Annotated in this window: 13 protein-coding genes, 1 pseudogene and 1 CRISPR repeat array (1 of these 15 running past the window's edge); of the genes and pseudogenes, 6 read left to right on the top strand and 8 right to left on the bottom strand. The window is 65.6% G+C overall.

Annotated elements, in window-relative coordinates; translation table 11 throughout:
* A CRISPR array of direct repeats spans window positions 1-17; the repeat unit is 31 nt; it reaches 340 nt to the left of the window's first position.
* Between the two features lie 236 nt (window positions 18-253).
* Window positions 254-598 carry a hypothetical protein gene (locus IL252_RS14665; RefSeq protein ID WP_208628611.1) on the top strand — a complete coding sequence of 115 codons (345 nt, stop codon included), beginning with the start codon at window positions 254-256 and terminating at the stop codon, window positions 596-598.
* Between the two features lie 462 nt (window positions 599-1,060).
* Here IL252_RS14665 and IL252_RS14660 read toward each other — a convergent pair whose 3' ends face one another.
* A complete protein-coding gene (locus tag IL252_RS14660) occupies window positions 1,061-2,404 on the bottom strand; it encodes a Cdc6/Cdc18 family protein (protein ID WP_170095272.1) in 1,344 nt (447 codons plus the stop codon).
* 1,400 nt (window positions 2,405-3,804) lie between these two features.
* A complete protein-coding gene (locus IL252_RS14655) occupies window positions 3,805-6,639 on the bottom strand; it encodes a protein kinase (RefSeq protein WP_208628610.1) in 2,835 nt (944 codons plus the stop codon).
* A gap of 140 nt (window positions 6,640-6,779) precedes the next feature.
* On the opposite strand from IL252_RS14655, the gene IL252_RS14650 reads away from it, so the two are divergent.
* The 4 genes from IL252_RS14650 (at window position 6,780) to IL252_RS14635 (ending at window position 16,820) form a co-directional block, all read left to right on the top strand.
* Complete coding sequence (locus IL252_RS14650) at window positions 6,780-9,338, top strand: PQQ-binding-like beta-propeller repeat protein (protein WP_208628609.1); 2,559 nt, start codon at window positions 6,780-6,782, stop codon at window positions 9,336-9,338.
* Between the two features lie 175 nt (window positions 9,339-9,513).
* The gene (locus IL252_RS14645; RefSeq protein ID WP_208628608.1) at window positions 9,514-10,449 is read left to right on the top strand and encodes an AAA family ATPase; all 936 of its coding nucleotides are present in this window, start codon (window positions 9,514-9,516) and stop codon (window positions 10,447-10,449) included.
* Window positions 10,450-12,351, top strand: a complete 1,902-nt coding sequence (locus tag IL252_RS14640; RefSeq protein ID WP_208628607.1) for a vWA domain-containing protein — start codon at window positions 10,450-10,452, stop codon at window positions 12,349-12,351.
* A gap of 2 nt (window positions 12,352-12,353) precedes the next feature.
* A complete protein-coding gene (locus tag IL252_RS14635; RefSeq protein WP_208628606.1) occupies window positions 12,354-16,820 on the top strand; it encodes a HEAT repeat domain-containing protein in 4,467 nt (1,488 codons plus the stop codon).
* A gap of 34 nt (window positions 16,821-16,854) precedes the next feature.
* Here the strand turns inward: IL252_RS14635 and IL252_RS14630 are convergent, their stop codons facing one another.
* The 3 genes and pseudogenes from IL252_RS14630 to IL252_RS17640 all read right to left on the bottom strand — a co-directional run.
* On the bottom strand, window positions 16,855-18,099 hold the full coding sequence (locus IL252_RS14630) for an inorganic phosphate transporter (RefSeq protein ID WP_208628605.1): 1,245 nt from the start codon (window positions 18,097-18,099) through the stop codon (window positions 16,855-16,857).
* A gap of 166 nt (window positions 18,100-18,265) precedes the next feature.
* Complete coding sequence (gene fer, locus IL252_RS17645; RefSeq protein ID WP_244257239.1) at window positions 18,266-18,670, bottom strand: ferredoxin Fer; 405 nt, start codon at window positions 18,668-18,670, stop codon at window positions 18,266-18,268.
* Between the two features lie 753 nt (window positions 18,671-19,423).
* Window positions 19,424-20,281: pseudogene (locus IL252_RS17640) on the bottom strand (serine/threonine-protein kinase); the annotation flags it as partial.
* Window positions 20,282-20,394: 113 nt separating this feature from the next.
* Between IL252_RS17640 and IL252_RS14620 the strand changes: the two are divergent.
* Window positions 20,395-21,051, top strand: coding sequence for a hypothetical protein (locus IL252_RS14620; RefSeq protein WP_208628603.1), 657 nt, complete (start codon window positions 20,395-20,397; stop codon window positions 21,049-21,051).
* Window positions 21,052-21,133: 82 nt separating this feature from the next.
* Here the strand turns inward: IL252_RS14620 and IL252_RS14615 are convergent, their stop codons facing one another.
* The 3 genes from IL252_RS14615 to IL252_RS14605 all read right to left on the bottom strand — a co-directional run bounded on the left by IL252_RS14615 (window position 21,134) and on the right by IL252_RS14605 (window position 23,779).
* On the bottom strand, window positions 21,134-22,372 hold the full coding sequence (locus IL252_RS14615; protein WP_208628602.1) for a 26S protease regulatory subunit: 1,239 nt from the start codon (window positions 22,370-22,372) through the stop codon (window positions 21,134-21,136).
* 38 nt (window positions 22,373-22,410) lie between these two features.
* On the bottom strand, window positions 22,411-23,031 hold the full coding sequence (locus IL252_RS14610) for an Atg14 domain-containing protein (RefSeq protein WP_240936982.1): 621 nt from the start codon (window positions 23,029-23,031) through the stop codon (window positions 22,411-22,413).
* Between the two features lie 79 nt (window positions 23,032-23,110).
* On the bottom strand, window positions 23,111-23,779 hold the full coding sequence (locus tag IL252_RS14605) for a hypothetical protein (protein WP_170095261.1): 669 nt from the start codon (window positions 23,777-23,779) through the stop codon (window positions 23,111-23,113).
* Window positions 23,780-23,904 lie beyond the last annotated feature (125 nt).

Here is a 23,904-nt window from a genome sequence, read left to right as displayed (position 1 = left end):
AGGGTCCGTCTGAAACCATGGCCGATTTGACCACGTATACATCGCTATTTGCCGTTTGCATTTCATGGTTTCCGTCGACCCTCGATACCCCTCGAACCCCCTGGGGGTCGATGGAAACGCGTGCTCTCTCGATCAGTACGCAGGCGAGACACGGTCGACGTGGCGGGAAACCGGCGACAGAGGGATCGGTCCGACCGTCTTAACCAACAGAACGACGGTGCTGGAGTCCGTGTTGGTTAACAGGGAGATCGAAGTGAGCGACGAGCCACCGACGCCGCCGGCAGACCTGCCCGATGACCTCGGCGACGGACTCGAACAGTGTTCGCTGACTCGTCTCCGCCAGGTCGCGGAGTACGCCGAGGCGCTCGCAGCGTTTCGCGAACGGAACGATCGTCTGGATGGGGCCGACGACGGCGACGGCGAGCACGCCGACAGAGCCCACAAACGGGAGGACGGACCCGAGAACCCTCCCGACGGCGTCCCGTCGAAGGCGACGATCACGGTCAAGGAGATCAACGACAACCGCTACTACTACTGGCAGTGGCGCGACGGCGAACAGATCCGTTCGCAGTACGAAGGTCCCGTTGATCCGGCGTAGTCGTCGCCCGAGGCGACAGTGGCTGATACTACCGGCTGTAAATCTGTGAACGATTTCGCCACCCCGGGGTGGCGAAGCTCGTCACGAAGTGACAGCCGGCAGTATGAGGAGTGTGACACACCCCGTGTGCGAAGTGATTCTCGGGTCGTGTCCGGAGCACCACCCCCCGTGTGCGAGATGAATCTCGACGAGAGCGGGACCGACCCCGTGTGCGAAGTGAAACGGAGTCCCGTGCTGGGTGCACGCCGGAGGCGTGTCGCCGCCGCCAGTGAGTGATACACACCCACCCCGTGTGCGAAATGACTTGGGCGCTCTCCGTCTGCGAAACGATAGGCCACGAGATCGGCACCACACCGTCTGCGAGATGACCACCCCGTGTGCGAGATGAAACTGTCAGTGCGAGCGAGAGAGATCGTCCGGCGTATGCGAGCTGGGCCGGAGGGCATCAGAAGTCACGCGCCCTCACCCCTCGAAGAAGTCCTCGATCTGAGCGTTGACGACGGACTTGATCAGTGACTCGTCCTGCTCGACCTCTTCGAGTCGGATGTCCGAGCGTAGCGTTTCGGCGACGACCTCTGGGTCGTCGACGAACGTGTACTCTTTGTGGACGCCGCTGCCGTAGCCACGGCCCCGCTTCTCCGAGGTGACGAAGTTGTAGGTCTCGGCCTCGCCCATGTACCGGAGGTAGGAGTCCCGAGACTTCTCGTCCGTGTCCAGAAGGTCCGTGAGGTACTGATAGACGCGGTAGGCGACCGTACTCGGGACGGCGTTGAGGGTGCGATTCGAGTAGACCGGGACGATCGCCGTCGCGTACAGCGAGAGCTTCTTCTGCGAGGAGAGGCCCTGCATCTGGGTCAGCGTCCGGTCGCGTTCGGCCTCTTCCTGTGCGTCGCGCACGTGCTGTTCGTGGACCGTGTCGTCGCCGGCACGATCCGCGATCTCGCCTGCCGTCCGGAACAGGTCGATGGCCTTCCGCGCGTCGCCGTGATCCTGTGCCGCGAAGGCAGCACTGAGCGGAATGATCCCGTCTTCGAGGACTCCCTCCTGGAACGCGTCGCGTCGGCGTTCCAGGATCGCCTGCAGTTGGTTGGCGTCGTAGTCGGAAAACACCACATCCTGGGGGTTGAACGAGCTCTCGGCACGGCCGTCGAGTTCCTCCATGAAGCGCGGATCGTTCGTGAGCGCGGCGACCGAGACGTGCTGGTCGATCCGGCCAAGTTGGGAGGCCCGCGACAGCTGATACAGGAGTTTCGAGTACGCCGGTTCGTCGTTTGGATCCCGCTGGCGACCGACGAGCAGGTCGACCTCGTCGAGAATGATGATGACCGACTCGAAGTGTTCGCTCAGAATATCGTAGAAGCGGTTGAGCTTCTGGCTCGTCGAGACCCCGCTCTGTGGGACGCCGACCTCGACGCCCGCTTTCGCCGCGGCGTTTTCCACGAGCTGGTAGACGGCCCGGTCGTGTGACTTGAGCGTCTGGCAGTTGATTTCGACGACGCCGAAGTCGATGTCCTGGCTGTTTGCCAGTTCGAGCACCTGCTGGCAGACGGCGTTGATGATCAGGGACTTGCCGGTCCCGGACGGGCCGTAGAGCAGCATATTCGGCGGGCGATTGCCCTGCAGCGCCGGCCGGAGATAGGTAATGATGTCTTCGAGCTGGTCGTCGCGACCGACGATGCGGTCCTCGTCGATAACGGCATCCGGATCGAGGAGACCCTTGTCCCTGAAAACGGAGTCCTGGACGCCCTCCTGAAGCCGTCCCTTGATAGATTGGGACAGTGACTGCTGGTCGTCGCCGTCGCCCATGATACCGTGATATGGCCCACTTCGCAGATAAAGATTTGGAACCGCCTGCGAGATTAAATATGGCGAATATACTGCAGAGAGTGGCTAATGTCTACGAAATGAGAGTGGTGGGACATACCGTGGGCAAAGTCAAATTCGATCGTGTTCAAATACACAGATGTCCAGGTATGGATGTGTTCATACTACCGGCTGTAAATCTGTGAACGATTTCGCCACCCCGGGGTGGCGAAGATCCTCACGAAGGTACAGCCGGCAGTATCAGGGACGAACGTGATAGGTCACGGGCCCCGTGTGCGAGATGAAACGACAATCCGGAAACCACGACGACTGTGAAGATCGAGGAAACGTCGTCCCAGCGAGCCCGGAGTGCGTCCGGATTCGGATGACATGTGAACCCACACACCCCGTGTGCGAAATGAAATGTAGACGAACGGGGAAGGTACTGGTAGAAAGTCGAATCACGACAGCAGTCGAGATCCGCCGCCCCCACACCCCGTGTGCGAAGTGAATCGGAGCGGAGGACAGACTGGTGAACTGTCCCGAAGTCCGAGCGCTGTGGAGTGATACGGATTGTCGTCGCCCTTTTTCCGCCAACAAGGGGTAAAGCGGGGAAGAGGAAGGGAAAGAAGAGATGGGTGAAAGAAAGCGGAGAGTGACCCCCACACCCCGTGTGCGAGATGAAATTGGGAAAGAGAAAGAGTCCCCCTCCAGTCAGAGTCGGCGACAGATACCGCCGGAACAGCCGAAAATCTGTGGTTGAGATGTGGAGAAGTGTATCTAGAGGTAATTGACGATCGATAGATTCTATCTAGATCGTCTAAACTATCTAGCCCAAGTTACCTAATGATAACAATATATTTACTATATTTCTGTCTTCGACTTACAGTACGGCTATGGTTGCACACTCTTATAAATAAATCTTTCCCATACAATAGCTTATTTTCTATCCTGTCTTATTAGACCTTCTCCCTGCTAAAAACGCCAATATCTGGTGTTTTCCGTCTCAACTCGCCCGCTCTCGCTAACACCCCACCCCCACTCTCTCACCGATTTCATATCGCACACGGGGTGAGGGGGTTCACTCACCCACTTACCCACTCATCCACTCACTCGCGCTTCTCCTCATACTGCCGGCTGTCACTTCGTGAGGATCTTCGCCATCCCGGGGTGGCGAAATCGTTCACAGATGTACAGCCGGTAGTATCACCACAGCACCGACCGAACAACTCGCCCTCTGTATTTTGTTGTCTCTTTCTTCTCGCTACGCTCTCTCGTTCTCCTGTTACGCTCTCTCCCGACGTTCTTCTGTCTTCTTTTCGTGTTGCTCTCTCCCATGTCTTCCTTACGTGCCGTTACCGTCCCCATTCCCCTCCACTTCGAGTGGTCCAAATGATCGACGGCTACAGGTCTTCACACGCTTCCTGTAGAGCGTCCCGGAGGTAGAGAATGTCGTCGTACCGCTGGGTCTTCGATTTGGACAGTGCCGTCAACAGGATCTCGTCGACGCGCGGTGGGACCGCTGCGATCTCGCTGGGCGGCGTCGGCTCACTCTCCAGGATCTGGTACATCGCCTTCGATGGATTCCCGTCGAACGGTGGCTGTCCGGTGAACAGCTCGTAGAAGACCGCGCCGAGCTGATAGATGTCCGTGCTGTGATCGCTGGTCCCGTAGTCGTCGTCGAACTGCTCCGGTGCGGCGTACTGTGGCGTGAGTCCCTGTACGCTCTGGGAGTGTTCGAGCAACTGCTTCGAGAGTCCCCAGTCCGCTACTTTCGGCACGTCCCAGGCGTCTTCGACCGCCCGAAAGAGGACGTTCTCGGGCTTGAGATCGAGGTGAGCGACGCCGTGTTTGTGGGCGTGGCGAACGCCCTTCGTGACTGCGAGCGCGGTCCAGAGCTTCTGGGCCAGACTCATCTCCCCGGCCCGTTCGCCGAGGTGTCCGCCGTCCATGAACTCCATTCCGATCCACGGGACCGGGCTCGCCCCCCAGTCGACGACGCCGACGATGTGATCGTGTCCGTCCAGCCTCTCCCACCGCTCGGCTTCGTCGAGCAACCGCTCGATCGTCTCGCCGTGAATCGTCCCCGACATCCGCGGTCTCTTGATCGCGATCGACCTGTCCACCGTCCCCGGAACCGACGCTTCCACCACGTCGGCGTTGCCTCCCTGTCCGATCGTCCGTTCCTCTTCGATCTCGTCGAGGGCGATCTCCGCTTCTGGCGCACCTGGGATGTCTGCCGGTCGCCGTTCGTCGACGTGTTCGTCGACGTGGCTCGACTCTGAGATGTCGTCCTCGTCGTCCTGTGACGTGTTTGCAGCCAGAATTGCTGCTACTCGCTCGACCGCCGCCTCTCCGAACTGCTTCGACTCGGAAGAGCGGACCAGGTCTCGCAACGGCTCGGGATCGTGTCTGGCGACCTGGGCGAAGCAGGATCCCGCGCGGTCCTCGATGGTGTCGTTCCCGTCTGCCAGCAGTGGGACGATCGACGGGAGGTAGTCGACGACCTGTGACGGATCTTCTTCGGATACGGTTGCGAACGTGGAGGCGGCGAATTCTCGTGTCGATCGCTTCGGATCGTCGAGTCGCGGTTCGATCGCGTCCAGATAGTCGATCACCTGCCGGGGCTCTTCTTTGGCCACTTCGGTGAACACGTAGGTCGCGAGATTCCGCGTGTTCTCACTCTCGTCGTCGAGCCGTGGTTCGAGCGCGTCCAGATAGCCACTCACTCGCTGGGGGGCGACCTCGACGCCCTCACTGAATGACGTGGTCGCGAAGTTACGCGTCGGTCGTTTGGGGTCGTCGAGCCGTGGTACGAGTGCGTCTAAGTAGCCGATTGTCTGCCGGGGCTCTTCCTTGGAGACCTCTCCGAAGACGTAGGCCGCGAGGTTTCGCGTATTCTCGCTCTCGTCGTCGAGCCGTGGTTCGAGCGCGTCTATATGACTACTCACTCGCTGGGGGGCAACCTCGGCGGCTTCGCCGAATGCGGTGGTCGCGAAGTTCCGCGTATTCCCACTCGCATCGTCGAGGCGGTCCTCGAGCGCGTCGAGATAGTCGAGAACCCGGTTCGGTTTCTCGTCGGCGACTTGCTTGAAGACGTAGGTTGCGAAGTTTCTCGTTCCTTGGCTTTCGTCATCGAGGCGGTCTTCGAGCGCGTCGAGATAGTCGATCGTCAGCCGTGGATCTTCCTTGGAGACTTCCTTGAAGACGTAGGCTGCGAAGTTTCTCGTCTCTTGGCCCTGATCGTCGAGACAGTCTTCGAGCGCGTCGAGATAGTCATATGCGAGGCGTGGCTCCTTTTTGACGACTTGCTTGAAGACGTACGTTGCGAAGTTCCTCGTCTTCTCTTCCCGGTCGTCGAGGCAGTCTTCGAGCGCGTCGAGATAGCCGCTCATGTGCCGCGGCTTCTCCTTGGCGACCTCCTTGAAGACGTAGGCCGCGAGGTGTCTCGTGTTCTCGCTCTCGTCGTCGAGTCGTGGTTCGAGCGCGCCCAGATAACGACTCACTGGTTGGGGGGCGACTTCGACGACTTCGCTGAACGCGGTGGTCGCGAAGTTCCGGGTGGATCGTTTGGCATCGTCGAGTCGTGGCTCGATCGCGTCCAGATAGTCGATCACCTGTCGGGGCTCTTCCCTGGCGACCTCTCCGAAGACGTAGGTCGCGAGATTTCGCGTATTCTCGCTCTCGTCGTCGAGCCGTGGCTCGATCGCGTCCAGATACTCACTCACTCGCCGGGGGTCGACTTCGACCACTTCGCTGAACATCGAGACCGCGAAGTTCCGTGTCGACTCCTCGGAGTCGTCGAGCCGTGGTTCGACCGCGTCAAGAGAGTCGATCACCTGCCGGGGGTCCTCCTGAGCGACCTCCTTGAAGACGTAGGTCGCGAGATTTCGCGTATTTTCGCTCTCGTCGTCGAGCCGTGGCTCGATCGCGTCGAGATAGTCGTTCACCCGCTGGGGGGCAACTTCGACGACCTCGCTGAACGCGAACAGCGTGAAGTTTCGCGTCTTGCCGTTCGAATCGTCGAGACGCGGTTCGAGCCTGTCGAGATAGCTGCTCACTCGCTGTGCGTCTGATTTGGCGACCTGCTTGAACACGTAGGTCGCTGTCTGGCGGTTCTCGGGCTGGTTGCTATCGAGAAACCGACCGGCCGCGTCGAGATCTACCCGGGCCGGAGCGGCATCGGCGTCACGCCGCAGACTGTCGATCTCGCGAGTCGAATCCTCGTCGGTGTCCATCACTCCTCTCGGCGTAGGACTTCCAGTTCAAATTATCTTCCCACTAGAACACGTCTCGAATTGGAGCGAATACGGACACTCATCGGTCACGTTCCGCTCGGTCAGTACGTTGAAGCCACTCCCAGTCCAACGACCTGCAGATGCGTGACTCACGGGAACCGGACCCCTCGACCGTCGAGAGTCCGAGTCGGCGGTCGCTGTCGCCCGACTCGTTCGATCACGAGGCGGTGATCGGCCGAACTCCCACGACGGTCGTCCACCGAATCGGGATCGGATCGGACGATCCGATCGCAGTCAAACACCCGGCGACCCACGGGACCCTGGGCGGGGACGTGTTCGATTCGTTTCGACGGGAGGGCAAACGGTGGGCCCAGCTCGCCGACCACCCTCACATCGTCGGCGTCGTCGACTGGGGCGAGAGCCCGCTGCCGTGGCTCCACCACGACGCCGACGTTCCGTGGGTCGCGATGGAGTACATGGACGGCGGGGACCTCGGAGAGTACACGGAGGGACTCTCCGTCGAGGGCAAGCTCTGGGTCGCCCAGCGACTCGCCGATGCCGTCTGGTACGCACACCACGACGGCGGCGGCCTGATCCACCACGATCTGAAACCCGAGAACATCCTCTTTCGGGAGACGGACGGCCGGCAGTGGGACGTGCCCAAGATCGCCGACTGGGAGCTCGCCCGGACGCTCCTGAACCACTCCGACAGCGTCGGCGTCACCACCCCACAGTACGTCGCGCCCGAACAGGCCCACAACGAGTCGACCGACCAGCTCACCGACCAGTTCCAGCTGGGAATCGTCCTGTACGAACTGTTCACGGGGACACACCCGTTCGTCGACGGTCCCGAGTCTGCTCCCGAAGCGGCACTGATCACGGGCATCCTGCAGAACGATCCCGTCCGGCCCAGCGAGCGTCGACCCGTGCTGCCGTCGGCGCTGGACGACGTTCTCCTGACGATGCTGGCAAAGGACCCCGACGACCGCTACGAGGCGATGCTGCAGGTCCGGAACGACCTGCGTGCGATCGGGCGAGACGACGACCCGGAGCCGAACCCGACCGCCCAGACCCGCCCTGACTCCCGTTCGGAGACGACCCAGACGGCCGACTGGAACGGCGTCGGCGTCGGCACTGGCGTGGTCCTCGATACCACTGCCCGCGGGGCGGCGGCGATCAGGACCGAACTGGCTGACGACGGGACCTTCTACCTGAGCGATACCGACCACGATCTCGAACCCACCCAACGGGTCTCGCTCTACTACGAGGGAGACGATCCGGGAGCGAGCGACATCATCGAGGTCCAGCCCGTCGAGAGCGACGAAGGCCCGCCCGCCGTGGGCGACAGCGAGACGTTCGGCGAGGGCGTCGTCGTCGACACGACCGGCGACAGCAAGGCGGCCGTCGAGACCGCCCTCGCCAACGACGGCGTGTTCTACCTCAGCGGTATCGAGGCGACCCTCCAGACCGGTGACGCGGTCGCACTTCGCTACGAGGGATCCGATCCGACGGCGAGTGATATCTCGCAGGTAGTGCCGGTCGACGAACTCGACCAGGCCGACGCGGCAGAGGCTGGCGAGTCCGACGCCACCCGACGCTCTGACGCCCAGGCTGCGTCCAAATCGTCGTCGGCGACCGCCAGCGACCGATCGATACGCGGCAGCTGGCCGCGATTTGGCTACGATCGAGGACGGACGTTCCACACGCCGGATCAGCAGGGGCCCGACGACTCGCCGGACGTAGTCTGGGAGTCGGAGATCGGGAGCGGGCTCGAAGCGTCGCCGGTCGTCGCTGACGGTGTCGTCTACGCCGGTACCACGAACGGGCTGGTGTTCGCCGTCGACGCGCGAACCGGGGAGAAACGGTGGCACTTCGAGACGGAGAACGCCGTCGTCGCCGCGCCAGCGGTGGCTGGAGACACGCTCTACGTGGCCAGCAAGGACGCCCACGTGTACGCGATCGACCGCGAAGACGGCACCGAGCGCTGGGCCTCCGACACCGGGAGCGGGATCTACGCGCCGCCCCTGGTGACGAACGACCGCGTCGTCGTCACGTCTCGCTCCGGCGCTGTCAGGGCGATCCACACCGAGACCGGCAACGAGATGTGGACCGTGGAGACGACGCCGGGCATCCGCGTGCCGGTGACCCAGTACGGCCGGCGGCGCTTGCTGGTGGGCGACGACAACGGCGTTGTCCACGTCCTCACCAAGGGCGGCTCCGAGCAAGCCAGCGTCGACCTGAGCGGACGAGGACGCATCCGTACGCCGATCGTCGCACCCCACAACTCCGGGACGGTCCTGATCGGCGACACGCTGGTCGATCTCCGGCGGGAGACGGTCTCGGACACGCTCGCCCGTGGGGTCCGGTCGCTGCCAGCCGTCGCCGAGGGGACGGCCTACTACGTGACGGACGCCGAGGTCAGAGGCATCGAGATCTACAGCCGCGAACAGGTCGTTTCCTACGGGTTCGACGGATCGACGAGCCGCCTCGGAACCGACACGACCCCGGCGATCGCGGACGGGACCGTGTACACGGGCCTCGGTGACGGTACGGTCGTCGCGTTCGACGGCGCGACTGGCCGAGAACGGTGGCGGCGGGAACTGGACTCGACCGTCGCCGGCTCGCCCGTCCCCGTCGACGGGCACCTCTTCGCCGCGACGCGTGAGGGGACTCTTTGCGCACTCATCGAACAGTCTTGACTTCGCGTCGGGACCGCACGGTCCCCTCCCGGATGGGTGTCGATCACACCCCGGAACAAAGCATTTAGTAGTCGAATCGGAACGTGGCACCCAACGTGGTCTTTTCAGCAACGCCGTCCGTCCTGTCGCACGATCGCAACACGACCGCCGCGTCGAAGGGAGTCGCTCGGCGTCTATGAGCCCGGAGACGGCGGCCGAGTCGGACGCCGACGGTCGTACCGTCGGCTCCCGGACGGACGAGACCTTCAGCGAACTCTCGGTGCTCGAAGACGTCGGCCACGAGAAGGTGCCGGGCGTTGGGCGAGACGACTACCACCACCGCCAGATCGAGGGCGATCGGACCGACGTCGAGATCGTCACGCGGGCGCTGGAACTGGGGATGAACGTCGTCCTCAAGGGCCCGCCCGGCGTCGGCAAGAGCTTTCTCACGCGGTACGTCTGTGCGATGACCAACCGGCCGCTGTACCGCGTGACGCTGTCGGAGACGACGTACCGCGAGGACCTGCTTGGCCACCTCCACCTCGTGAGCGGCGACGGCGGCGAGACGGTCACGGAGTGGATCGACGGGCCGCTCACTCGCGCGGTCAGGGAGGGGGCCGTCCTCTTGCTCGACGAGATCAACGCCGCCGACGCCAACACCGTCGCCGCTCTCAACGCCGTGATGGAACAGCGCGCGACCCGGTCGCTGACGATCCCACAGACCGGCGAGCAGATCGTCCCACACGAGGAGTTTCGCGTTGTCGCGACCTCGAACCCCGGCTATCAGGGGACCTACGAGCTGAACGACGCCTTCGAGGACCGGTTTCGCCACGTCAAACTCTCGTATCTCCCGGAATCGGTCGAGGTCGAACTCGTCTTCGACCGGACGGACCTCGACAGGGGGAAAGCAGCACAGATCCGGGACCTGGTGTCGTTCGCGAGCCGCCTCCGGGAGGCGTACGTCGACGGCGAGCTGTCGACGCCGGTCACGACCCGGGAACTCGTTCGGATCGCCCGGTTCGTCGAAGACGACTTCATGACCGTCGGGGAGGCGGCCAGGAGCGAACTCGTCGCGCGCGTCGACGAGTACGACGAGTCGCTGGTCCGGACGCTCATCGACAAACGACTGTAGATGCGACTGACAGCACAGACCGAGGCGGCGGATCTGGCCGCGCTCTCGACGCCCGAGCGAGCGTCCAGCGAGCGCCGCCGAGAGCTCGAACGGCTCGCGTCGCTGTGTACGGACAGGGAGACGACGATCTCGATCGCCTTCGACGAGCAGCGAGCGTTCGCTCGGCCGGTCGAGGGCAGCCCGGACGCCTACGAGATCGTGCTGCCGACGGAGAAATACGAGCAACCCGGCACGGAGCTGCCGCCGGGGCTGTGGGATCGCTCGATCCAGGTCGCCTTCCTCTTCCACGAGCTGGGCCACGTCTACTACTCCGATTTCGACCGGTTCGGCGACTGTTTAGAGCGGGTCGACGGGCGCTGGCGCGACCTGTTTCGGATGGTGTACAACACCGCCGAGGACGGCGTCGTCGAGACCCAGATCGCCAACGAGTTCACCGTCAGCGACGACTTTCTCGTCCTCAACGACGTGCTCGTCTCGCGGGCCGACGAGCGACACCGTGCGTACGTCGAGCTGTTCGACCTCGCGACCGCCGACGGCGAGCCGGTCCAGTCCTACACCGTCTTCGAGGCCCTGGCCGTGGGACTGCTGGACCGTGGCTTCGTCGACAGCGGTCGCTTCGCCGCCATCGTCGACCCGGACGACGACCGGCGTGTCGTCTACGACGGCCAGCGGGAGGCGGTCCGCGAGCTCGTCCCGGCGATGGACGAGTTCGTCGCGGACGTGCTTTCCGAGCCCGACGGCACCCGGCGGGTCGAGCGGGCCTACGAGTTCTTCGAGACCGCCAGAGACACCCTCGCGGGGCTCCCGCCGCGACAGAACGGCCGGCTCCAGACCGCGCCGGTCCGGCCAAGCGACGCCCGGGCCCGCGCCGGCTGGACCGCCGACGCGGCCGACCAGCTGCCAGACGACGGTGCAGCCAGCGCCCACGTCGACGGAGACCGCTCTGCCGACGGGCGTGCTGCCTCCAGGACCAACGATGCAGGAAGCGTCGCCGATCGGGACGAGGACCGTCGGCCGCCGGGCCGCGTCGAGGCCGACACGGTCAGACGGGTCCGGCGACAGCGCGTGCGCGCCCAGTCGAACCGGGCGGGCTCGGGCCGGTCGCCTCTCGAACGCGAGGCTCGCGAACTGCTCGCCGTCGTCGACGACGAGTCGACGGCCCTCGAAGAAGTGATCGTCGTCGACCCCGCCGAGGACGGTGGCGACCGGGACCGCTGGGACGACGCGGTCGGGCGTTCGAAGCAGCTCCAGCGGGACCTCTCGACGCAGCTACGTCGAGAGCGCCGTCCCAGAGACGCGCCCGGCCATCGCACTGGCCGACTCGACGGGCGACGACTCGTCGACGCGAGCCACGGGACCCAGCGGGTCTTCACCCGCCGGGAGTCCGGGACGGCCAAAGACTACTCCTGTCTGGTCGTGCTGGACCGGTCGGGATCGATGGACTGCGAACCGATCCGGACGGCCGAGACTGCGACGGCCCAGCTCGTCCACGCGCTGTTCGCGGTCGGGGTCGACGCGTCGGTGCTGTCGATCTGGGAGGGGTACCCGTGCCTGGAACTCCCCTTCGGGGGTCGCCCGTCCGAGCACGTCGACCGCCTGATGACCGAACGCGCAGACTGGGGGACGCCGCTCTCGACGGCCGTCGCCGTCGCCCGTGAGCGCCTCGCCGACGGGCGGGGGTCTCACCCGTTCGTCGTCGTCGTGACCGACGGCGAGCCCGACCACCCCGACCGCTACCGGTCCCAACTGGCGGCCTGTACCGTTCCGGTGTTCGGCGTCTACATCGGGTCGGAACCGGGGACCCACACGGAGTACTTCGACCGCATCGTCCACGCGGAGACGGACACGCTCGCACGAACGATCCAGCGCCTCGTCAGGGCGCTGTTCTCGACGGAGGCCTGACCGTGTTCGACCGGACGCCGCGGGCGCTCCGCGTCGGGTTCGAGACCGGGCGCGTCTCTGGCGAGACCGTGATCGACCGCGCACTTCCGGCGCTGGACGCGGCGACGATCGGGCGGCGACGCGCCACACTCGCGGCACTCACGGTGGCCGCCGACTCGCAACCCGAGCGGGCGACCGAGATCTTCGACGCGGTCGAGTCCTCGATCGGGCCGGGCGCGATCCCGACGCGGGCCGAACTGGCGGCGCTTGGCGATCTCGGCTGTGACCGACCGCGCGCGTTCACGCCGCTGGTCGAGACGTTCCGGCGACCGCTCGCACACCCCGACGACTCCACCATCGACCACGGCGCGCTCGCGGCGCTGCTGGGTGATATCGGGACGGCGGCTCCCGGCGTGGTGAAGCCACTGCTGGGGCCGCTGGTCGCGCTGACCGCCAACGACTACTCGGAACACCGGGTCGAGGCCGCCTGGGCGGTCGTGCGGATCGCGGCGAGCGAACCGGCCATGCTCCGCCCGCTCGTCGCCGGCCTCGTCTGGGATCTGGACAGCGAGGACCCGGCCACCGTCTGTGAGGCCCTCGGGAAGCTCGGCCGGATCGGGCAGTTCCTCCCCGATCACCTCGCGGGACTGGACACGGTCGCGTCGCTGCTCGATCACCCGTCTCCCGAGGTTCGGGCCGCCGCCGTCGAGACCCTCGGCGACACCGCTGGCCGCGGGGCGAAGTTCGACACTGGCGTCCCAGCGCCGGCCCGCGTCGAGCCGTTTCTGGACCGCGTCGCCGCCCGTGGGACCGACTCGGACCCGGCGGTCCGAGCAGCGGCCGTCGAGACGCTGGGGCAGGTGGCGCGACACGAGCCCCGCTTCGCGGAGACGGACTCGGCGCTGTTCCTGACCGCGACGGCGGACGACGACCGGCGGGTCCGGATCGCGGCCCTCGACGCGATCGCGGACACGTTCGAGCCGTCGGCGTTCGACCGCGACCGGTTCCTGCGCTACGCAGTGGGGCGATTGACTGACGGGGACGACGACGTCGCCGGGGCCGCCGTCGACGCGCTCCTGGCGGCCGCCCGCGCACTGCGTTCGGACCACCCGGAGACGGCGCGGTATCTCGTCGACGTGCTCGTGTGGTTCCAGCTCTCGCCCCACGGCGGGCTGGGCGTTCCCGACCCGATCGAGGAACTGGGATCGGCACTCGTCGGCGTCGTCGACCGCGACCGGTACCTCCAGGTCGCGCGCACTCTGCGGGACGCCGAGGACAGCGGGCTCCGACACGCGAGCCTCTCGATCTGCGAGGCGATCGCCTGTCACGCCGACAGCCACCGACTCGCGGCCGTCGGCGTCTTGCAGTCGCTGCTCGCCGACGAGGACGAGCAGGTCCGGCGGCGCGTGCTGTCGGTGTTCGAGCGACTCGCCGAGGATACCCCGGCTCTGTCTCCGGTCCTCGGCCAAATTGCCTGGCCCGTCGCCGCCTACGATCCCGCGGTGCGGCCGCGGGCCGTGGCGGTGCTCGTCGCGACCAGGCAGACGGACGCCCGGAATCGTCTGGGACCGGTCGCCGTGCAGTGTCGCGTCCTCCGCGAGCGCCGTGACGCCGAGGACGACGGCGACGGCCTCGACATCGTCGACTCGGAGCCCGAGTCCAGCCCGCTCCAGCGACTGGCCGAGGCCACGCCACGGGCCGTCACCGACGCCGCCCCCACGCTAGTCGAGTTCCTCTCCGAGGAGGGTGACGTGAGCGTCGCGACCGCGCTCGCGACCGCCGTCGCCGAGGGCGGGCGACTCGCCCCGGAGACGGTTCGTCGTATCGAGGCTGTCGTTCGATCGGCGTCGGTCTCCCCGCCGCTGCTCGCGTGGCTCTCGACGGCGCTCTTTCTCGGGGGCGACGAAGCGGTGCAGCGACGGGCGCGCGACCGCCTGCACTCGCTGGCCGAGCGGCGCGAGGAGACGCCGCTGCTCGCGTGTCTCTCCCTGCTGGTCGATCACGACCCGGTCGTCGTCGCCGAGATCCTCTGCTCGTATCCGCCGGCAGAATCCCTCTCGACTCCGCGGGCCGAACGGCTGGCGGCTCTCGTCACGGCCCACCCGCGGCTCTCGCTTCGGTGTCGAACCGGGTGGTCGCCGTTCCCCGACGGCGCTCGCTCTCGTGAACGGGCCAGCCAGACGGCGTGGCCGGCGGCGCTGGCCGAACACGCTCCCCAGACTGTCCCGGCGCGTGACTGGCTCGCCGACCGCTTCTGGACCGACGACGGCGAGCTGACGGCGTCGCTGCTGGACACGATGGGACGCGCCGACACACTCCCTGGTACCGACGCCTGGCGTCGCCATCCCCACCCCGCGGTCAGGGACGCCGCCCGTGGGCTGCTGGACGGCGAGGCGGCCGCCGATCGACCGGACCCAGTCGATCCGAGCGCGGCGACGACGGACACGGTCGCCGAGGTCGCGTCCCGTCTCGCCTCGACAGATCCCACCCGCTGTCGGCGCGCGTGTGAGCGGCTGGTCTCGATCGCCGCACGCGACCCGTCGCTGCGCCCGGCCGTCCGACAGCACCTCCTCGCGAGCTCCGTCGCCCTCTCCGAGACGGCCGCGCCGACCGCCGTTCTGGGCGCGCTGTCGACGCTCGCGCCCCGTCCAGATCAACCGGGCGGGCGAGCCCGCTCGTCGGTACCGCCGGCCGAGCGCGTCGCCCCGCTGCTCTGTCAGTACGCCGCCGCGCCGTCGCCCGGCGTCCGAGACGTTGCGCTGTCCGCGTTGCGTGTCCGCGGCGGGGACGAGTCGGCAGCGCTCGCGAGCGTGGTGATCGAGCGACTGCGAGATCCGTCCGGTACCGTTCGCGCTCAGGCCGCACACACGGCCGCCGCGCTGGTCGGGGACGCGCTCTCCGTCACGCCGTCGCTCGTCGACGCCCTCGTCGACGCGGTCGACGGACCGCGGTACGTCGCGGTCGCAGCCTGTCACGCGCTGGGCCGCTGTGGCGCGACCGAGCCGTCGGTCACCGACCGCGTGGTCGCGGAACTGACGACCCACCTGCGGGCACGCGAACGCGGGGTCAGGCGCTCCGCGGCCGGCGGACTCGCCCGCATCGGACACGCCGATCCCGGGACTCTCGCACCCGTCGCCGACACGCTGTGTGATCGCATCGGGGCCGATCGCGTGACCTGGCCCGCACTCTTCCCCGTGGTGTCGATGCTCTGGACCAACGACGCGGTGACGCTCGACTCCCTCACGCGCGCTCGCGAGGACGAACCGGACGGCTCGCGGTGCTTGCCACTCACCGCGCTCGTCGCCGAGACGCCGCCGTGTGTCACCCGGGCGGCCGGTCGCCTGCTCGTCGCCGCCGCCGAGGACACGCCCGGCACCGTCCACGGACAGCTGCACGCCGTCGGAGAGCGCCTCCACGAGGAGTACGACGACGAGATCGTCACCAACTTCCAGGATATCACGACCAGCCCGCTGTCGACGTACTGGCTCTTTCGCGTCGTCGCCACCTGTGCGCGGGCCAACCACACGGTGACAGCGTCGTTCGGGTGGGCGCTGGCCGAGACCGTCGACTTTCTCACCTCGCCCGCGGCGGCGTCACCGCACTACGATCTCCCGCGGGACAGCGTCACCACGGACGGACTGACGACGGTGACCGCGCGAGCGGCGGGACTGGGCGGGGACTCGTCCTACGAGACGATCCTCGAATCGTGGCCGGACGAGCCGACGAAACCGGCCCTCGACCCGACGGTGGTCGCGCAGTTTCTCGTCCTCGCCGACGAACCCACTCGGACGCGTTCGTTCGAGCACGTCGCGACGGCCCTCTCGCCCGCCGACCGCGACGACGTTCTGGCGGCACTGCTCTCCCAGTCGGTGAACCTCCACCGCTACGAGGCCGTCTTCGCGTCGCTCACCCGGCTCCTCCCGCTGAGCGACGACGAGCGACTGCACCGCCGCGGCGTCGCGACGCTGCTCGACGCCTGCGAGGCCCACAACTGGGAGGTGCGGGTCAACGCGATCGAGGCGCTCGCGACGCTGGGAACCACCGCGGTGCTCCCGGCCGACGAGGCGATCGGTCACCTGCTGGGACAGCCCGGGCGGGAACCGAAAACGCAGGCGGCGATCGCCGACGCAGTCCTCGACCTGCTGGGCCACGCCGAACGCACGCCCGAGACGGTAGCCACCGCGATGGCCGTCCGGTACGAACGCGGCGGCCCAGCGCGTCGTCGACTCGCCGTCTGGCTGCTCGGGCGACTGGCGACGCGGCACGCGACCGTCCGCTCGCGAGCGGTGGCGACTCTGCTCGCGGCGCTGTCGGACTCGGACCGCTGGGCGAGAGAGCGGGCCGGCGAGGACCTCGCCGCGCTCGCGGCGATCGATCCGGAGCCACTCGCTGCCCACCGCGAGCGACTCGAACGTCGGGCGGCGCGGGCCGACGGCGAGGTGGCCGACGACCTCCGGACGTGTCTCTCCGAGCTGGACGACCGGGAGTAATCACCCGCCCTGGAATCTCTCCGCCGCGTGGCGTTCACAGCAGGAACAGGAAGACCGGATACGAGGCGGCGATCGCCAGCGACGGCGTCAACAGCCACATCGTCACGATCCGCTTCGCCGCGCCCGGATCGAAGAGGCTCCGCTCGTCGAGATCCGCCGGCCCCTCCGCGCCCACGTCTGGGACGTCCGGCATGTCTGTGGGCTTCTCCCCGGGCTTTTCCTCGCGGGCGATATCTCCGATGGTCGGACCGGCGGGTGCCTCCTCGGCGCGTGAGGTGACCAGCGCGCCCGTCGCGACATCCAGATCCGGACGCTCGGGGGTCGGCGTCGCCAACTCCGTCAGCGTCGCGGCTCGACTCGCCCGGCCCCAGCCCAGTCCGATGATCGTCGAGGTCGTGCTGACCGCGAGACTCGCGGGAATCCCGAAGTAAGACAGCACCGTGATCACCGAGGCACCGACCACGGAGACGATCAGCGACGCGAGAATCGGCAGCTCCGTGATGTCGTCGCCGACCGTCTCCAGAGTCCGCCGAGCGATGGTGAAACTGCCCAGCCCGAAGGCCGCCACCGCGAGCAAGACGCCCTGGTTGACGGTGAGCGAGCCACCTTCCCCGACCAGCGGGGCCACGGCGTTGGCCGCGTTCGACGCGCCCGCCGAGAACGCCATGTAGCAGGCGATCACGATCACCAGCAGCGAGCCGACGATGTCCTGTAGCGACGCGTTCACGTTCAGATACGGACGCGGGATCGTCCCCGAGCGGTCGAGTTGGACGAAGTGGAGGTCGAACTTCGTGAACGCGACGTAGCGGTCGAGATACGGGTAGACGTACCGTCCGACGACGACGCCGATGAGGAAGCACAAAAGCGGCGCGACGATCCACGCCGAGACGATCACGAACATGAGCGCCTGGTTGAGGGTGCCAGAGGCCAGCCCCAGCCCGACGATCGCGCCGACGGCCGTCATCGAGGTCGAGGCCGGGACGCCGTAGAGATTCGAGATCAACAGCGACGCGCCCGTGAAGAACAGCACTGCGACGCTCGCGACGGGCGTGAACTGGGCTGCCGGCACGATACTGCTGCTCATCGTCGCGATGACGTTTCGCCCGACCGTCCAGGCACCCAGGAAGCCAAACGCGACGAACAGGGCTCCCGCTGTCGTCTTCCGGACGAGGCGTGAGCCGACTGCCGGGCCGAACGCTACCCCCGTCGACGAGCCGCCGATGTTGAACCCCACGAACACGGCGACGCCGATCCCGACGACGGTCAGGATTCCGAGCATCGTGTTCCTCCCGATACTGGCGTCTGTTCGTCTGTAAAGCGATCCGATATCACGAGAGCCGTCCCGATCGAAACGAGTATAGCCAACGGTATGGATCACCGTCGCCCGGCACGCATATAACTCCTGCCGACCGCTCCGAGTCGATGCCGCCCGAGCGTCGCCGCTCTCAGATCACTCTGTTCTGGAGCCGGTCTCTGTGCTTGACGTTGTACAGGAGCTTGACGTGGTCCGTCGCGGGCGTCCCGATACAGGTCAGGACCATGTCCTCTTGTTCGACCTCCTCGTCGGCGAGGATCTGCTGCATCTCCATGTCGATCTCGCCTTCGACGACGACGGCCGCGCAGTTCGTACACGCCCCGGCACGACAGGAGAAGGGCCAATCGAGCCCCGCCGCCTCGGCGGCTTCGAGGACGTACTCGTCACGCTCGACCTCGATCGTCCCGTAGTCCTCCGGCGGGAGGTCGCTCGCGGCCGCTCGCGTGAACGCCCGTTCACTCTGTGGGTCCCACCCCCGATCTGCGACGACTTCGTCGTTCAGGTACTCGACGGTCGCCGTCCGCGAGGACGACACCGTCGAACCCCGGTCGCTCGATCGCTCCACCGAACTCCGCGAGCCCGTGCGGTGGTAGCCGCCGTTAGGGTCCGAACGATACGCCACGCGGCCGTCGTCTTTCAGGTCGTCGAGCGCGTCGAGGACGGCTCCGCGGCTCGCGTCGAGATCGCGGCTCAACTCGACGCTCGAAACTGGCGTGGTTCCACGCCGCGATCGCTCCCTGATCGCCTCGTAGACGGCTTCGACACCGACGCTCGACGCTCTGTGCTGAGACTCGCTGGTCTCACGACCGTCGCTCTCCCCACTCTGGTCCGTCCTCGACACGTCGACTTCGATCGTCTTCGCGCGCTCGACCCCGCGCCGCGTCGGCCGGTAGCCGGAGGGGCCGTCGGAGGTGTACTCGACCAGGTTCGCCTGCTTGAGTTCGTCGAGCCGATCCAGCACCGACTGTCGTCCGCTCTCGACGTGCTCTGCTACCGTCTCGCTGGACACCGTCCGCTCCCCGCTGTCGGTGAGCTCGTCGACGATTGCGAGCACCGTCGTCGTGTACCGCTGTGCTGTCGTGTTCGACTCCTCGTGGTGGTCACGATCCGGTTCGCTCGTCTGTTCGTCCCGGCCGCTCTCGGATCCGCCGGACTGTTCTGTCTGGCCTCCCCTATCGGGGGCTCCACCAGATTCCTCGACCCGTTCTGCGATGATCGTCGGCAGCCGCCCACCGCTCCGGACGGCGTGTAGCGCCCGCTCGAACAACTGGACGCTCTCGTATCGCGACCGCTTCTCGGTCTCCAGCGCCGTCAACACGACCGCGTCGATGGCCTCGGTCACGTCGTCACGGTACTCGCTGGGCGGCGTCGGCGGATCTCCGTAGACGATGTCGTGCATGATCCCGGTCTGACTCCCGGTGTAAGGCGGTTCGCCGGTGAGCAGCGCGTAGACGATCGCACCGGCCTGATACACGTCCGTCAGCGTGTCGGGATCGCCGAACTCGTCGGACTCGAACTGTTCGGGCGCGGCGTAGGCCACCGACAGTCCGTCCATCGTTCCGGTCTGCTCCGAGAGGACCCGAGACAGCCCCCAGTCGCCGATCTTGGGGAGGTCCCACGTTCCGGCGGCCGTCTCGCGAAAGAGGACGTTCGCCGGTTTGAGATCGAGGTGGACGATCCCGTAGGCGTGGGCGACGGCCAGGCCCCGGCAGAGAGATTCGCCGATCCAGAGCGCGTGGGGCAGTTCCAGTCCGCCGTCGCTCGCGTCGAGGCGATCGGCGAGCGTGCCACCGCCCATGTACTCGATGGCGATCCACGGCAGCCGGTCGCCGGTGTCGACGACGCCGACGATGTGCTCCGACTCCGTCCAGCGCTGCTTGTTCCGTTCCCGACCGTCGACCGTCTCCCAGCGCTGGGCTTCGCTGAGAAACCGCTCGATCGCGTCGCCGGTGAGCGTCCCGGCTCGGGGTGGCTCCTTGAGTGCGATTCTGTCCGGTGGCTCCTCGTCGGTGACCCGTCCCTCGTACACGACGGCCTGTCCCCCTCGCCCGATCGGCTCGTCGCTGGTCTCGATGTGCTCGTATCGCAACGACCGACGCGGCGGACTGGTGACCGCTTCGACATCGGGTGGCTTCCGATCGCTCATCGTCTCTGCTGTCTGGCTGGCTCTCATTAATCTTTTTCTGGTGTATCCGGGGCTGATTCGTCGGTTCGTGAGCGACTCGTAAGATTGAATTGACCGGTTGCTAACTACCTGGTATGCGTGCAACGATCCGTGCGGCCGATCCCGAGTCGACGGCGTCTCTCTCTGTCACAGACGAGTCGGCTGTACGCGTCTACCGCGTCCCCGAGCGCGGGGAGGCGGTCGTCGCCGACAAGGACGGATCCGTCACCTCGCTGGGCGTCCACGACATCTCCGTGTCCCGCGAGTTCGACGACGACGGCGAGCCCGGATACATCGAGTTCTACAAGGAGGACAGCCAGCTGTACGTCCAGGACGCGGGGTCGAGCAGCGAGACGGTACAGCAAAACGCCTTCGGCGAGATCGACCTCTCCGACGGCGACCCCTCGCTGATCACCGGCGACTGCACGGTACAGATCGGCTACAGTACGGCACTCGAAGTCGAGATCGAGCAGTCCCGTGGTGACGATCGTCCGATCCCGTACAAGGCCGACCTCGTGCTCAAGATCTGTGACGTTCGGTCGACCAACGAGGTCAAGAGCGAACTGCGCGAACTCAAAGCGATGATGCACGAGGCCTCGATCTCCGACGAGCGGTACCGCAACATCCTCGCCGACGTGGAGACGGCCTTCGAAAACGTCGAGAACACGAGAAGCGACGAGCTACCGACCGAGGCCGTCCAGAAAGTCTCCAGTGCAACCAAACGGGCTCGCAACTACTTCCTCAGCTCGTAACGCCCATCTCGGCGTCGTCGCCCTCTCGCTTCCGGACCGCTCTCGATAGCGGGCGGCGTCCGCGGATCACGCCACTGTCCTCTCACGCGCCGGAGCCAAACTCTCGGTCCCACTCGTCGAAGCGCCGCACGCTCTCCTCGGAGAGCGAGGCCGAGGTGCGTTCGAACGCCTCTCGCACGTCCTGTGGCCGGACGGCGTCGACCGAGAGCTCGTACTCCCTGACGGCGTCGAAGCCGCGGTCGGCGACGGACGCCAGCCCCGTGTTCGACCGGTTGATCATGGCGTTGACGGCGGCCCGACACACCGCCTCCACGTCACTGCCGGTGAAATCGCGGTGGATACACTCGCTGGCGATCGCCTCGACTGGTGTATCGACGCGTCGCCCGGTGTCTGACAACTGGAACGCAGAGGGCTCTCCCTCGAAGGTAATTCCGCCCTCGACGGTGTTGATCGCGACGATCTCCTCGGCCGCGCCCACGTCGGGCAGCGGGATCAGCACCCGCCGCGGGAAGCGACGACGGATCGCCTGATCGAGGTCCCAAGGGGTATTTGTTGAGCCCAAAACCATCACGAAACTATCGTCGTTCTTGTCGATCCCGTCCAGCTCCGACAGCAGCGTGTTCAACACGCGCCGAGACGTCTCGTCCAGGTCGGACTCGCGGGACTGTGTCAGCGCGTCGATCTCGTCGAGGAAGACGATGCTCGGACTCATCTCCTCGGCGAGATCGAACAGTGCGGTGATCTGCTTGCTCGTCTCGCCGAAGTACTTCGAGAGCAGCCCGCCGAGCTTGACGTCGAAGAACGTCGCGTCGAGCGAGCCAGCGACCGCAGACGCCAGCAGCGTCTTCCCGGTTCCCGGCGGGCCGAACAGGAGGACGCGATCGGTCGCGGCGACGGCGTCGGGCTTGTCGTCGATGCCCCCCAGCGTGATCGTCCGCTTCAACTCGCCTTTGACCTCGTCGAGGCCCCCGATGTCGTCCCACGTGACCTCCGTCTGGGAGATGAACGATTCGACTTGCTCACGAAAGTCCGACTCCGGCTGTTCGGCGTCCTCGGCCTCGCCGCCGTGGTCCTCGCCGATGTCCTCTTCGGAGAGGGACTCGCCGCTCTTTAGCTTCGAGATCGACGACTCCAGTTGCTCTTTGCGATCCGGATACGTCGTCTCCCGGATCGTTTCGAGCTCTTCCAACCGATCGAGAGACTGTGAGAACGCTTTCGCGGCCTTCTCGTGGTTCTCCTGATCGAGGTGTGACTTCCCCTTCTTGAGGTACTCCTCGTACTGTTCCTGTAGGATGTCCTCTTTGTACTGTCCGAGATCCATAGTTACAAAATTAGTGTGATGGGAACGCGGCGAGCGCGTTAGCGACCCAGCTCCTCGTTGAAGATGTCCTCACTCTCGTCTTCTTCCTTCGTGAGCTCGCTCAGCGAGACCGGGTCTTCGTTGGTGTCCTGGAACAGCGTGTCGATCTCCGACTCCTCCATCGTCGCCCCGAAGTCCTGCGAGACGCTGGTGAGGGTCCGGTTGAGCTGGTCTCCCTTGCGCTGGATCCACTCCGTGTCCTTGTTGCGCTTCTCGATCTCGCGGACGATGTCGTTCATGAACGCCTGTACGTCCTCCTCGCTCATATCTCGGAGCGACGACTGGGGCTGCTCTTCGAGCCGTTCTTTGGCGTTTTTGGCAGCCAGCAGGGTGGTGTACTCTTCCAGCATCTCCTGCCACGCGGCTTCCTTGTTCTCGTAGTCCCGCTTGAGCTGCTTGGCCTTTCGCTTCAGTCGCTCTTTTTTAGGTCCGGCGACCTTCCGCCCCTTCTCGACCAGTTGCTCGAACTGGTGATCCAGCCGTTCGAGCTCCTGTTCTTTCAGCTCGATCTGAGTTTCGAAGGTCCGCGCTTCGAGATCGAGTTCGTCGGCGTCTTTCTCCATGAGCTCGTTCGAACTTCCGCCCCAGCTACCTGGTATCCAGTCTCTGAACTGAACCATATACGAGTACATGGTAGGCACCATAATAAAACTTTGGCACTAAACCCACTCTACTGGATCTCCATATCGGAGAAAACCGCTACGAAAACTCGACGGTCTCGTCGTCGCCGTCTTCGCTCAGTGTGTCCGATTCCGTTTCGATGTCCCCCACTGCTGTGGGCTCTTCGCTCACTTCTTCGTCGGTCTCGGGGGTGTCGTCGCTCCACTCTTCTTCGAGTTCAGAGCCAGTGTGGAGCTGGCTCGCGCCCTCACTGAACGAGTCCAGGGTGTTCGAAGAGAGCGTATCTGTCTGACCGAGCACGTCGTGTAGCTCCTCGTTTTTCATCTCCTCTCGCTGGAACAGCCGGACCAGTTCGCTCTGTTCCATCTCCCGGAGCTGGCTCCAGTAGTCGTCGCCCCGGCTCTCGCCGATCTCCTTGATGTTCGCCAGGTTCGAGGCCAGATTCCGCTGTTTGCTCGTCTCGTCGATACGCCCTCTTACGGTTTCGAGCTCCTCTTTGATCTCTTCTGCGTCGCGAAGGAAGTCCTGTGCTTGCTCTTCGTTACCGGCTTCCTTCGCCGACTCGTACTTCGAGCGCTTGTCCTCGAGCGCTTCTTTCAGCTCTTCTCGCCGACTCTTGAGTTCGTCGAGCTTCCGTTCGGCCTCCTGACGTTTGACCTGATGGTCCTCTTTCGGACGATCGAGCAGGTGGCCGTCGTCACTGTCGCCAAACAGTGAGCCGAACCACGACTTCACGGTAGCAAACATAGTTGCTATCTTTAGTCACAGATGCATAAATATGCGTGCAAGTGGCTATCACACGAGAACGGTCGTATCAGCGACGGCGGCCCGGAGCTCTTTGCACGGCGCGCGAACTGGTCGACTCGTGGACC

Origin of the sequence: Halomicrobium sp. IBSBa, assembly GCF_017612575.1 — an archaeon.
Lineage (GTDB): Archaea > Halobacteriota > Halobacteria > Halobacteriales > Haloarculaceae > Halomicrobium.
The sequence above is the reverse complement of the archived record's forward strand: the minus strand, read 5'-3'. Positions and strand labels throughout refer to the sequence as shown.